This is a genomic window from Vogesella urethralis (genome assembly GCF_007644045.2).
In the GTDB taxonomy this organism is placed as follows: domain Bacteria; phylum Pseudomonadota; class Gammaproteobacteria; order Burkholderiales; family Chromobacteriaceae; genus Vogesella; species Vogesella urethralis.
The window spans coordinates 97845-111097 of the sequence record NZ_VMDW02000129.1; the positions used below are offsets into that span (position 1 = coordinate 97845).

The following is a 13253-nucleotide window of genomic DNA, read 5'->3' on the forward strand; positions in this document are numbered from 1 at the left end:
GGTGTGAGATGGCCAGGCGGGAGCAGGCGGGGGTCAGACGCTACCGCGTGGCAGCTCGTCCCACAGTTTCTGCAGCCGTTTTACCGATACCGGGTACGGTGTTTTCAGTTCTTGTGCAAACAGGCTGACACGTAGCTCTTCGATGTGCCAGCGGAAGGCCTGCAGCTGCGGCGAAGGTTGGCCGCGTTCTGCTTCTTCGGCCATGCGCGCTTCCCAGCGCGCCCACAGCTCGCGGATTTCGGCGCCGCGCTGGCCGTCACGCTGGGCATTGGTCGGCTGTTTGTCCATGCGCAGACTCATCGCTTTCATGTAGCGCGGCAGGTGCGGCAGCTGGCTCCATGGTGTGGCTTGCAGGAAGCCCTTGTGTACCAGGCGCTCCAGCTGCTGCTTCAGCTCGTAGCCCAGCTTGTGCTTTTGCAGCTTGGTACTCAGCGGGCCGTACTCGCCTGCCACCTGGTTCAGGTAGCCGGTGACAGCCTGGGTCACCGCCGGCAGGCGGGTGCGGGCGCGGGCTTTCTGGTCGTTGAACGCTTTCTCGGTACGCGGCAGCTCGTCCTCGCCGATGAAGGCGCGGTCGCAGATAGCCGCGATGGCGTCTTGCAGCAGCTCGTCCACATTGCACACATTGCGCAGTTGCAGGCCCAGCTGCGTCATGCCCGGCAGGCCCTTGTTCAGCTGCTTCATGTGCTCTTTCAGCTGGTACTGCAACAGGCGGATCACCCCCTGGCGGTGGGCATGGTTGGCCGCAACCTCGGTATCGAACAGGCGGATGGCCACGTGTTCGCCCTTGGCGTCGGTTTCGATGGTCAGCGCCGGAAAGCCGGTGAGCTGCTGGCGGCCGCGGGCAAACTGGATGGCCTGCGGCAGCTCGCCAAAGTCCCAGGCCTCGACGTGGTCACGCTCGAACTCGGCGCTGGTGTCGCGGAAGGTCAGCTGTGCGGCCTGGCCAAACTGCTTTTGCAGCGCCAAGAGGTCGCGGCCCATGCCGATTTCCTGTTTACCGTCGTCCACAATACGGAAGTTGAACAGCAGGTGCGGCGGCAGCTCCATGGTGTCGAATTCCAGCGGGTCCACCTTTACGCCGCCGGTGTGGCGCAGGATGTAGTGCGCCAGCTGCGGCGCAATCGGCTTGCTGGTGTCGGGCTCGGTCAGCAGGAACTTGGTCACAAAATCGGGCACCGGCACGCAGCTGCGGCGGATCTGCTTGGGCAGGCCCTTGATCATGGCCTGCAGCTTGTCGCGGATCATGCCCGGTACCAGCCATTCGAACTCGGCCGGCTGCAATGTGTTCAGCACCGCCAGCGGCAGGTCGATGGTGACGCCGTCCAGCGGGTGGTTGGGTTCAAAGCGGTAGCGCAGGCGGCAGCGGCTTTCGGCCAGCTCGCGCCATTCCGGAAACTGGTTTTCCGACACATGCTCGGCGGCGTGGCGCATCAGCTCGTCGCGGGTGAGGAACAGCACCTTGGGGTTGGCCTGCTCGGCGGTCTTGCGCCATACCTCGAAGCTGGCGGCGTCCACTACCTCGCTGCCGATGCGTTCGGCGTAGAACGCAAACAAGGCTTCCTCGTCTACTAGCACGTCCTGGCGGCGCGCCTTGTGTTCCAGCTGCTCCACCTCGCGGATCAGCTGCTGGTTGCGCTGGAAGAACGGGGCGTTGCTGACGTATTCCATCGCCACCAGCGCGCCACGGATGAACAGCTCGCGGGCTTCTTCCGGTGCGATGCGGCCGTAGCTGACCGGCCGGCGCGCAATCAGCGTCAGGCCGAACAGTGTAACCCGCTCGCTGGCCACCACCTCGCCGCGCGATTTTTCCCAGTGGGGCTCGTAGTGATGCAGCTTCACCAGGTGCGGCGCCACGGCCTCTACCCATTCCGGCTCGATCTTGGCCACGCAGCGGCCGTACAGCTTGCTGGTTTCCACCAGCTCGGCCACCACAATCCATTTGGGGCGCGACTTTTTCAGGCCGGTGCCGGGGAACACCAGGAAGTTGCTGCCACGGGCGCCGGTGTAGTCGTCGCTCTCCTGCGACTTCATGCCCACGTTGCCTATCAGGCCGGTCAGCAGCGCCTTATGCAGGTTTTCGTACGCCACGGCTTCGGCCTGGCTGCGTTTCTTGGCGCTGGTCTCCGGGTTGGTCGGCGTCGCCGGCGGCGCGTAGGCCTTGTCCTTGTCGATCAGGCCCAGGTCGGCGGCGATGTCTACCAGCTGTGTGTGCAGCTCGCGCCATTCACGCAGGCGCAGGTGCGACAGGAAGTGCTGGTGGCAGGTATTCACCAGCTGGCGGTTGCTTTGTTTGTCTGCCAGCGCGGCGCTGAAGAAGTCCCACAGGTGCAGGTAGGACAGGAAGTCCGATTTTTCGTCGTTGAAGCGGGCGTGGGCGCGGTCGGCAGCCTCGCGTGCTTCAAATGGCCGCTCGCGCGGGTCCTGGATAGACAGGCCGGCGGCGATGATCAGTACCTCGCGTACGCAGGCAAAGTCGCGGCCGGCCAGCAGCATGCGGCCAACCTTGGGGTCGACCGGAATGCGCGCCAGCTCCTTGCCGACGGCGGTCAGCTGCTTCAGTTCGTTGACGGCGCCCAGCTCCTGCAGTACCTGGTAGCCGTCGGCGATCAGGCGTGCGGATGGCGGTTCGATGAACGGGAACTGGTCCACGTCGCCCAACTGCAACGCCGCCATGCGCAGGATGACGGCGGCCAGGCTGCTGCGCACGATTTCGGGGTCGGTAAACGGGCTGCGCGCGTTGAAATCGGCCTCGTCGTACAGGCGGATGCACACGCCGGCCTCCACCCGGCCGCAACGGCCGGCCCGCTGGCGTGCCGCCGCCTGCGAGATTTTCTCTACCAGCAGCTGTTCCACCTTGGCGCGCGGGCTGTAGCGCTTGATGCGCGCCAGGCCGGTGTCGATCACGTACTTGATGCCCGGCACGGTCAGCGAGGTTTCCGCCACGTTGGTTGCCAGTACGATGCGGCGGCCGCCGGATGGCTTGAAGATTTTCTGCTGGTCTTCGTTGGACAGGCGGGCAAACAGCGGCAGGATCTCGTAGTGGCGGATGCCGCTGCGGCGCAGCTTGTCTGCCGTGTCGCGGATTTCGCGCTCGCCGGGCAGGAACACCAGGATATCGCCGGGGCCGTGGCGCGAGATTTCGTCCACCGCCTCGACGATGGCGTCTTCCATCTCCATTTCGCGCTCGTCTTCGTCGCGCTGCTTCAGCGGGCGGTAACGCACCTCCACCGGGTAGGTACGGCCCGATACCTCGATCACCGGCGCGTTGCCGAAGTGGCGGGCGAAGCGGTCGGCGTCGATGGTGGCCGAGGTGATGATCACTTTCAGGTCCGGGCGACGCGGCAGCAGCTGCTTCAGGTAGCCCAGCAGGAAGTCGATGTTGAGGCTGCGCTCGTGCGCCTCATCGATGATGATGGTGTCGTAGGCGGTAAGAAAGCGGTCGGTCTGGGTTTCTGCCAGCAGAATGCCGTCGGTCATCAGCTTGATGACGTTGCGCTCCGATTGCTTGTCGTTGAAGCGCACCTTGAAACCGACGTGGGTGCCCAGCTCGCTGCCCAGCTCCTGCGCGATGCGGGTGGCCACCGAACGTGCGGCCAACCTGCGCGGCTGGGTGTGGCCGATCAGGCCGTAGACACCACGGCCCAGCTCCAGGCAGATCTTGGGCAGCTGCGTGGTTTTGCCGGAGCCGGTTTCGCCGCAGATGATCACCACCTGGTTGGCCGCAATGGCGGCTTTGATGTCGTCCAGCTTCTGGTTCACCGGCAACGCGTCGTCAAACGTTGGCCGCGGCAGGTGCTCGGCACGCACGGCGGCGCGGCTGGCGGAGCGCGCAATCTGCGCGGCGATGTCGGCCAGCAACTTGTCGGCCGGTTGCTGCTTGCGCAGGCGTTGCTCGGCATCTTGCAGCTTGCGTTTGAGGGCGTGGCGGTCGCGCAGCAGGCAGGTGGCCAGCGCGGCTTTCAGGTCGGACAGGGCGGGGGTGGTCATGCGCGGTAAAGAGCAGAAATTCGACAAGGCGGCAGTATAACAGAGCGCAGGCAAGGCAAAGCCCGCCACAAGGGCGGGCTGGGCGGGTGACGGCAGCCGGACGGGCTGGGTGCGTCAGGCGCTGGTATTGACGCCGGTTGGCGTTTTGGCCGGGCTGTCCGCTTTTTTCAGACTGACGCTGTCGCCGCTGGGGATGCCTTCTTTTTCCCAGCGGTCGAACTCGCCCATGATTACCTTGCGGGTGTCCTCGCTGATCTGCGGCAGTTTGCCGCCCAGTATTTTGGCGGCGTCGTCAAACCCTTTCTCGACCGCCTTGCGGAAGGTAGCGATTTTTTCCGGGTCGTCACCGATGCCCATCTTGGCAAAGGTCAGGATGCGCTCGGCGGTCTTGCGCACGCCGAATTCGCCGTCTTCGGACACGGCTTCCTTGGCTTTGGCGATGGTTTCGGCGTCGGCGGTCAGCTTCTGTTCGCCACTGACCAGCTTGCTCCACTCCAGCCCCTGCTTTTCCACCATGCCGCCCAGCAACTGCATGAACTCGTCCACCTTGCGGTTGGATTCGTCCAGCATGGTCTGCAGGTCGGGTTTGTCCTTGGCGGCGGCTTTGCGCGGGTCGGGGTAGGTGAGGGCCTCGTCGGGCGGGGTCTGGCCCAGGGCGACGGTTTCCTGCGGGGTAGCGGTAGCGGTGCTTGAGCTGGCCTGTGTTTGCTGGTTGCCGGCCGCAACGCCCACGGGCAGGGGCGGGCGACTGCTGATGCTGCTGATGTCCATTTGATTGGCTCCAGTCTGTATGTACGGATAGGCATCTGTGTTATCGGCACAAAGCAGCCGTGACATGAGCACAATCTTGTTGATGAATATTGAACGAGAACCAAGTGTTTTCTATTGCATCAAACGTATATGTGAATAAGATGTTGTAATATCTGACCTGGCGCAAGCCAGCGTGCCCTCGTGCTGTGTCACCCTTGGCGTTGGCTGGGGATGCCGCCGTTGTAACGGCTTTATTTAATGGTGTTTTGCATTAAATCAGCTGTTAAACTGTAACACTTGTTTATTTGTCAGTCTTCCGGAGCCCGGCGTGTCCTTATCGCATACCGTTGAAAGCATCGTGTCACGCAACGTTTTGTGTTGCCCGCCCGGCATGACCGTGGCGCAGGCGGCGCAAGCCATGTGCGAAGCGCTGTGCGGCTCCATCGTGGTGGTGGACGACAGCGGCACCCCGGTCGGCATCTGGACCGAAACCGACGCCATCAAGCTCGACCTGCGCCAGGCCGACAGCGCCAGCCGCACCATGGCCGAGGTGATGAGCGCGCCGGTGCTGGGCGTGGCGCTGGATTGCAGCCTGCCCGACGCCACCCGCATGCTGATGGAACACAATGTGCGCCACCTGATCGTGCGCAATGGCGACGGCCAGATGGTGGGCGTGGTGTCGGCCACCGACATCCTGCTGAACCAGGACGCCGAGCTGTTCCTGCGCATGAAGCAACTGGACAGCCTGGCGCGGCAATCGCTGGTGGTGATCTACGCCGAAGCCCCGGCTGCCGAAGTGATGCAGTGCATGCGCGACTTTTCGGTAGAGGCGCTGGCAGTACGCTACGCCGACGCCAGCTGGGGCATCATCACCCGTCGCGACATGGTGCGCCACCTGGCGCAGCCGGACCAGGCGCGCTGTGCGGCCGACCTGGCTAGTTACCCCTTGCGTTCGGTGCCGGCCACCATGACGCTGCTGGCCGCGCGCAAGGTGTTCATGGAATACCAGATCCGCCACCTGGGTGTGGTGGCCGACGACGGCAAGCTGCTGGCCATCATCAGCATGGCCGATATCCTGGCCTCGATCGAACAGGAATACCTGTCCGAGCTGCGCGCCGTGCTGCGCGAGCGCGACGAGGCCTTGCTGCGCTCGCGTGAAAGCCTGCAACTGGCGGACAAGGTGTTCGAGTCCACCATGGAAGGCATCCTGATTACCGACCCTAACGGCGTCATCCAGTCGGTCAACCCGGCGTTCAGCCGCATTACCGGCTACAGCCGTGACGAAGCGGTAGGCCAGACGCCGGCCTTGCTGAAATCCGGCCGCCAGGACGACGACTTCTACCGCCGCATGTGGGGCCAGCTCAAGGCGCAGGGCGTGTGGCAGGGCGAGGTGGTCAATCGCCGCAAGAGCGGCTTGTTGTATACCGAATACCTGACCATTACCGCCATTCCCGACGGGCACGGCGGTGCCCGCCATTACGTGGCGGTATTTACCGATATCACCCAGCGCAAGCAGGCGGAAGAGCGGCTGCACTTCCTGGCCAATCACGACGCGCTGACCGGGCTGCCCAACCGCACGCTGTTTGGTGAAAAACTGCAATTGGCGGTGGAGCACGCGCAGGAGCTGGAGCAGCAGCTGGCGCTGATCTTCATCGACCTGGACCGTTTCAAGCTGATCAACGACACGCTGGGGCACCAGGCCGGCGACGAGCTGCTGGTGAAGATTGCCAACCGCATCCAGAACCAGCTGCCGCCCGGTGCCGTGGCTGCCCGCCTGGCGGGCGACGAATTTACCGTGCTGCTGTCCGGCCCCTGTCAGCCCAACGCCGTGGCCAGCATGGCGCAATCGATGCTGGACAGCATTACCGGCGAAGTGGTGCTGGGGGCGGGCAACAAGGTGTTTGTCTCCGCCAGCCTCGGCATTGCCATGTTCCCGGACGACGGCAATACCGCCGACAGCCTGCTGGTGAATGCTGACGCGGCCATGTACCGCGCCAAAAGCCGCGGCAAGAACACCTTCCAGTTTTACACCGCCGACATGAACGCCAGTGCCATGGCGCGCCTGAAGCTGGAATACAGCCTGCACCGTGCGCTGATGAAGCAGGAGTTCCAGGTGTGGTACCAGCCCAAGGTGGAAGTGGCCAGCGGCAAGCTGGTGGGCATGGAGGCGCTGATCCGCTGGCAGAACCCGGAGCTGGGCATGGTGTCGCCGGCCGAGTTCATTCCGGTGGCCGAAGAGTGCGCGCTGATCGTGCCGCTGGGTAGCTGGGTGCTGCAGGAGGCCTGTCGCTTTACCAAGTCACTACTGGATGAAGGCGTCTTTGTTGGCCGCGTGGCAGTCAATCTGTCCGGCCGCCAGCTGAAGTTCGGCCATATTGTCGATACCGTGCGCGACGTGTTAGCCGAAACCGGCCTGCCGGCAGCCTGCCTCGAGCTGGAAATGACCGAAAGCACGGCGATGGATACCGACGTGGAAGTGATGAAGGCGCTGGAAGGCCTGCGCGCGATGGGGGTGACGCTGGCGATCGACGATTTCGGCACCGGTTATTCGTCGCTGGCCTACCTCAAGCGCCTGCCGGTACAAGTGCTGAAGATCGACCGTTCCTTCATCAAGGATCTGGACCACGACCGCGACGACGCCGCCATTGCCTCGGCCATCATCTCGATGGGGCGCAGCCTGGGCTTGTCGATCGTGGCGGAAGGGGTGGAGCGCCCGGCGCACCGCGACTTCCTGCAGGACGAAGGCTGCCACATGGCGCAAGGTTATCTGTTCGGCAAGCCGGTGCCGGCGCCAGCGTTCCGCGCCCTGTTGCAGCCGGCCCCCGCGCTGCCGGATTAAGGCCGCTATGCGTGCCTGGCCGTGCTGGCGTTGGCGCGTCTGCTGCTGAGTCCATGATTTGCTGTAACAACAAGCCCCTGTTTGCGGTGCAAACAGGGGCTTGTTCATGCCCGGCCGCTGCGTTGGCGCAGGCTGAGCGAGGGTTGGCCGCATGCGGCCAACCTGGTGCCATAGGGCTTAACCGCCGATCTTGTCGCGGCCGCCCATGTACGGGCGCAGCACTTCGGGGATGGTGACGCTGCCGTCGGCGTTCTGGTAGTTCTCCAGTACCGCCACCAGCGTGCGGCCCACCGCCAGGCCGGAGCCGTTCAGCGTGTGCACGTAGCGGTTCTTGCCGTCGGCGTCCTTGAAGCGGGCCATCATGCGGCGCGCCTGGAAGTCGCCCATGTTCGAGCATGAGCTGATTTCGCGGTAGGTGTTCTGCGCCGGCAGCCATACTTCCAGGTCGAAGGTCTTGTGCGAACCAAAGCCCATGTCGCCGCTGCACAGCGCCATGACGCGGTACGGCAGGCCCAGTTGCTGCAGGATCACCTCGGCGTGGCCAACCATTTCGTCCAGCGCGGCGAACGAGTGGTCCGGGTGGGCGATTTGCACCATTTCCACCTTGTCGAACTGGTGCTGGCGGATCAGGCCACGGGTGTCACGGCCGTAGGCGCCGGCTTCGGAGCGGAAGCACGGCGAGTGGGCGGTAAACTTCAACGGCAGTTCGTCGTGCTTCAGTACCGACTCGCGCACCATATTGGTCATGGTGATTTCCGAGGTGGAGATCAGGTACTGCGCCTGGGCGGCGGCTTCGCCACCACGCTCCACGCGGAACATGTCTTCGGCAAACTTCGGCAGCTGGCCGGTGCCGTACAGTACGTCGCTGTTGACGATGTACGGGGTGTAGGTTTCGCTGTAGCCGTGTTGTTCGGTGTGGGTGTTCAGCATGAACTGCGCCAGCGCGCGGTGCAGGCGGGCGATGTCGGCGCGCAGCACGGTAAAGCGGGCGCCGGACAGCTTGGCGCCGGTTTCGAAGTCCAGGCCTAGCGGGGCGCCAACGTCGACGTGGTCTTTGATGTCGAAGTCAAAGTTGCGCGGGGTGCCCCAGCGGCGCACTTCCACGTTGCCGCTTTCGTCTTCGCCGGCCGGAACCGACTCGTGCGGCAGGTTGGGGATGGTCAGCAGCCAGTTGTCCAGGCGGCTCTGCACCGCAGCGAAGGCGTCTTCGGCGGCTTTCAGCTCGTCGCCCAGGGTGGCAACCTGCGCCATGATGGCGGACACGTCTTCGCCGTTTTTCTTGGCAATGCCGATTTGCTTGGAGGTGCTGTTGCGCTGGGATTGCAGGTCCTGCATGCGGGTTTGCAGGGATTTGCGTTCGGCTTCCAGGGCGTTGAAGGCGTCCACCTCCAGCGTGTAGCCACGGCTGGCCAGGCGGGCCGCCACTTCATCGATATTGCTGCGCAGCAGTTGGATATCCAGCATGTTCTAATCCTGTTTCTTTGAATGGGCTTCGTCGTCCAGCTGGCGCAGAAAGGCCAGCTTGTCGGCAATCTTGCTCTCCAGCCCGCGCGGCACCGGTTCGTACCAGCGCACGTCTTCCAGGCCTTCCGGCATATAGGTTTCGCCCGCCGCATACGCGTGCGGCTCGTCGTGGGCGTAGCGGTATTCGTGGCCGTAACCCAGCTCTTTCATCAGCCGGGTGGGCGCATTGCGCAAGTGTACCGGCACCGGGCGCGAGCTGTCGCCTGCCACGAAGGCGCGGGCAGCATTATACGCCATGTAGCCGGCATTACTCTTGGCCGCGATGGCCAGGTAGATCACTGCCTGGCCCAGCGCCAGCTCGCCTTCCGGGCTGCCCAGGCGTTCGAAGGTGGTGGCGGCATCGTTGGCAATCTGCATGGCACGCGGGTCGGCCAGGCCGATGTCTTCCCACGCCATGCGTACGATGCGGCGCGCCAGGTAGCGCGGGTCGGCGCCGCCGTCCAGCATGCGTGTCAGCCAGTACAGCGCGGCGTCAGGGTTGGAGCCGCGTACCGATTTGTGCAGCGCCGAGATCTGGTCGTAGAAGGCGTCGCCGCCCTTGTCGAAGCGGCGGGCGTTGACGCTGAGCAGTTCGGCCAGAAAGGCGCTGTCGACGCGCGCGGTCTTGCGTGCCAGCGCGGCGGTACGGGTTTGTTCCAGCAGGTTCAGGAAGCGGCGGGCGTCGCCGTCGGCGTAGCCTGCCAGCGCATTGCGGGCGTCGGCGTCGATATCCAGCCCGTCCAGCGCGCCGTTGGCCGCCGCCCGCTCGAACAGCGCCTGCAGCTCGTCGGTGGCCAGCGACTTCAGTACGTACACCTGGGCGCGCGACAGCAGCGCGGCGTTGACCTCGAACGACGGGTTTTCGGTGGTGGCGCCAATGAAGGTAAGCAGGCCGGATTCCACAAACGGCAGGAAGGCGTCCTGCTGGCTTTTGTTGAAGCGGTGCACCTCGTCGACAAACAGGATGGTGCGGCGGCCGCTTTGCTGAAGCGTGGCGTGGGCGCGCTCCACCGCCTCGCGGATGTCCTTGACCCCGGACAGCACCGCCGACAGCGGGATGAACTCGGCGTCGAAGGCACGAGCGAGGATGCGTGCCAGCGTGGTTTTGCCGACGCCGGGGGGGCCCCACAGGATCATGCTGTGCGGTACTTGCGCCTCGATGGCCAGCCGCAGCGGTTTGCCGGGGCCGATCAGGTGCTGCTGGCCGATGACGTCATCCAGCGACGCCGGGCGCAGCGCCTCGGCCAGCGGTTTTTGCGGTTCGCGCGCAAACAGGTCCATCGCTTACTCGCTCACCACGTCCACGCCCTTGGGCGGCGTGAAGCTGAAGTTGGCCGCCGGCAGCGGCGGGTTTTTCCTGATGTCGCTAAAGCGGATGCGGGTGAGGTTGCCAAAGCTGTCGGTCAGCTCCATTTCCACCAGCTGGTTGCTGCTGAAGCCCATCTTGATCGATTCGAAGGTGTTGTCGGCCTTCTTCGGGCTGGCGGCCAGCCATTCCACGTCACCCTGGCGGCCCATTTCGCGCAGCAGGTAGTCGCGCTCGATGGCGTTGCTGCCGGCTAACAGGGCGGCGGGGCTGCTGCCCAGCGCGCCGGCCTGTTTGCGCTTGGTGATCTGCGCCAGTTCTTTGTCGTAAATCCACAGCGTGCTGCCGTCGCCGACAATCAGCTGTTCGAACGGCTTGCTGTAGGCCCAGCGCAGCTTGCCGGGGCGTTGCAGCTCCATCATGCCGCTGGCGGTTTCCTGTTTGCCCTTGCTGCTGACGGTCTGGCTGAAGTTGGCCGACAGCGTTTTGGTGCTGCCGACAAACTGTTTGAGCTGGGCGATGGCGGCGGCGTGGGCCGGGGCGGCGAGGGCGACGCACAACAGGGCGCTGGCAATGGTTTTCATGGTGTTCCTTGTGGGGTTGCAACGGTGGTGTGACCGCAGGGGCGGCCGCGGATTCGCACCGCTTAACAACGCTTAACACAGTGGCGGCCGGTGCCTGCCGCCTGGCGTGGTGCGGCCAACCTGGGGTAGCGGGGTTGGCCGCAACCGTTTTGCTGCGAGTAGCCGGCGCCTGGCGGCAGCCGGCAAGGCCTTAGCTGAAACGGTTGGTGATGGGGTAGCGCCAGTCCTTGCCGAAGCCGCGATGAGTAATGCGCGGGCCCACCGGCGCCTGGCGGCGCTTGTATTCGTTGATCTTCAGCAGGCGCACCACCTTGTTGACGTCGGCCTCGGCAAAGCCGTCGCGGATGATCTCGGCGGCCGACATATTGTGCTCCACGTAGCGCGCCATGATGGCGTCCAGCACCTCGTACGGCGGCAGGCTGTCCTGGTCTTTCTGGTCCGGGCGTAGCTCGGCCGACGGCGGGCGGGTGATGATGCGCTCGGGGATGATGTCGCCGACGGTATTGCGCCAGCGGCACAGCTCGAACACCAGGGTTTTGGCCACGTCTTTCAGCACGGCAAAGCCGCCGGCCATGTCGCCGTACAGCGTGCAGTAGCCGGTGGTCATTTCCGACTTGTTGCCAGTGGTCAGCACCAGCTTGCCGGTCTTGTTGGACAGCGCCATCAGCAGGGTGCCGCGAATGCGCGCCTGCAGGTTTTCTTCGGTGGTGTCCATCGCCAGGCCGTCAAATGACGGCGCCAGCGCCGCCATGAAGCTTTCGTACATCGGCCAGATTTCGATTTCGTCGTACTTCACGCCCACGCGCTGCACCATGTCGCGGCTGTCGTCCACGCTGATGTCGGCGGTGTAGCGCGACGGCATCATCACCGCGTGCACGCGGTCAGCGCCCAGCGCATCCACGGCAATGGCCAAGGTAAGGGCAGAATCGATGCCGCCGGACAGGCCCAGCAGCGCGCCGGGGAAGCCGCTCTTGCCGATGTAGTCACGCACGCCTACCACCAGCGCGCGGTACACGCTTTCCAGCTCGCCGGGCAGGGTGGCCTGGCGGGCGGCGGTGAAGTCGTGGCCGTCGTAGTCCAGCAGCAGCAGTTCGTCGTCGTAGGCGGCGGCCTGCGCCACCAGCTCGCCCTGCTTGTTCAGCGCGAACGAGCCGCCGTCGAACACCAGTTCGTCCTGGCCGCCGGTGAGGTTGACGTAGGCGATGGGCAGGCCGGTTTCCTGCACCCGGTAGCGCAGCATCTCGTGGCGGGTTTCGATCTTGTTGCGGTGGAACGGCGACGCGTTCAGCGACACGATCACGTCGGCGCCGGCGTCGGCGGCTTCGGCCGCCGGCTCGATCGACCACACGTCTTCGCAGATCAGCACGCCCACTTGCACGCCGTTCTGCTCGAATACCAGCGGCGCCGCGCCAGGGGTGAAGTAACGGCATTCGTCGAACACTTCGTTATTGGGTAGCAGCATCTTGTGGTACTGGCCCAGGCGGTGGCCGTCGCGCAGCACGGTGGCGGCGTTGAAGCGTTCGTTGCCCAGCTTGACCGGGTGGCCGATCACCAGTGTGATGCCGTCCAGTTGCTCCAGCTCGTCCAGGCCGGCGGCAATGGCGCGGTAGAAGTGGTCGCGCAGCAGCAGGTCTTCCGGGCTGTAGCCGGTGAGGGCCAGCTCGGGGGTGACGAGGATGTCGGCACCCTGGGCAATGGCCTGGTGTGCCAGGGCCAGGATTTTCTGGGTATTGCCGGCAATGTCGCCGACAACCGGGTTGAACTGGGCAAGAGCAATGCGCATCGTGTCTTTGGCAATAAGTTTTGCAATGCCGCAATTCTACCTGAAGGCAGCGCTGGCTGGCTGCCACCATGCGCCCGGCGCAGCTTTTGTTTGCCGGATCAGCCACTTGTGTCGTGGTGCTGGCCGGTGGGCGCGGGCAGGGCGCGGCAATGCATGCATTTTTTTGTAAAAAAGCTTGCCAAGCGCAGGGTCGTTCACTAGAATGCGCAGCCTCTGACGACGAAACGCCGCACGGCAAGTCGAAAAGAGCCATCTGGAGAGGTGGATGAGTGGTTTAAGTCGCACGCCTGGAAAGCGTGTTCAGGGTAATACCCTGACGGGGGTTCGAATCCCCCCCTCTCCGCCAGTTTTTACAATCTGCGCCCAGCCGGAGATTGCCGCAGCCAAGCTGCCAGCAACACATTCTGGAGAGGTGGATGAGTGGTTTAAGTCGCACGCCTGGAAAGCGTGTTCAGGGTAATACCCTGACGGGGGTTCGAATCCCCCCCTCTCCGCCAG

At 64.3% G+C, this 13253-nt stretch carries 7 protein-coding genes and 2 tRNA genes; 3 read left to right on the top strand and 6 right to left on the bottom strand.

The features are described 5' to 3' along the window. Positions 1-33 precede the first annotated feature (33 nt). On the bottom strand, positions 34-3990 hold the full coding sequence (gene hrpA, locus FLQ03_RS16635; RefSeq protein WP_144372704.1) for an ATP-dependent RNA helicase HrpA: 3957 nt from the start codon (positions 3988-3990) through the stop codon (positions 34-36). Positions 3991-4104: 114 nt separating this feature from the next. Then, positions 4105-4761: a hypothetical protein gene (locus FLQ03_RS16640; protein ID WP_144372705.1), complete on the bottom strand. Its 657-nt coding sequence runs from the start codon at positions 4759-4761 to the stop codon at positions 4105-4107. A gap of 337 nt (positions 4762-5098) precedes the next feature. Here FLQ03_RS16640 and FLQ03_RS16645 point away from each other — a divergent pair, with 337 nt between their 5' ends. Further along, a complete protein-coding gene (locus FLQ03_RS16645; RefSeq protein WP_240802302.1) occupies positions 5099-7579 on the top strand; it encodes an EAL domain-containing protein in 2481 nt (826 codons plus the stop codon). A gap of 177 nt (positions 7580-7756) precedes the next feature. Here the strand turns inward: FLQ03_RS16645 and serS are convergent, their stop codons facing one another. The 4 genes from serS to FLQ03_RS16665 form a co-directional block, all read right to left on the bottom strand. Next, entirely contained in the window at positions 7757-9043 is a 1287-nt protein-coding gene (gene serS / locus FLQ03_RS16650) for a serine--tRNA ligase (RefSeq protein ID WP_144372707.1), read from the bottom strand. A 3-nt stretch (positions 9044-9046) separates the two neighbouring features. Next, a complete protein-coding gene (locus FLQ03_RS16655) occupies positions 9047-10363 on the bottom strand; it encodes a replication-associated recombination protein A (protein ID WP_144372708.1) in 1317 nt (438 codons plus the stop codon). Positions 10364-10366: 3 nt separating this feature from the next. Next, entirely contained in the window at positions 10367-10972 is a 606-nt protein-coding gene (gene lolA / locus FLQ03_RS16660) for an outer membrane lipoprotein periplasmic chaperone LolA (RefSeq protein WP_144372709.1), read from the bottom strand. Between the two features lie 190 nt (positions 10973-11162). After that, positions 11163-12755 carry an NAD+ synthase gene (locus FLQ03_RS16665; RefSeq protein WP_144372710.1) on the bottom strand — a complete coding sequence of 531 codons (1593 nt, stop codon included), beginning with the start codon at positions 12753-12755 and terminating at the stop codon, positions 11163-11165. A 255-nt stretch (positions 12756-13010) separates the two neighbouring features. Between FLQ03_RS16665 and FLQ03_RS16670 the strand changes: the two genes are divergently transcribed. Next, positions 13011-13101, top strand: a tRNA-Ser gene (locus FLQ03_RS16670). Between the two features lie 60 nt (positions 13102-13161). Beyond that, positions 13162-13252, top strand: a tRNA-Ser gene (locus FLQ03_RS16675). The last annotated feature ends 1 nt before the right edge of the window (position 13253 follow it).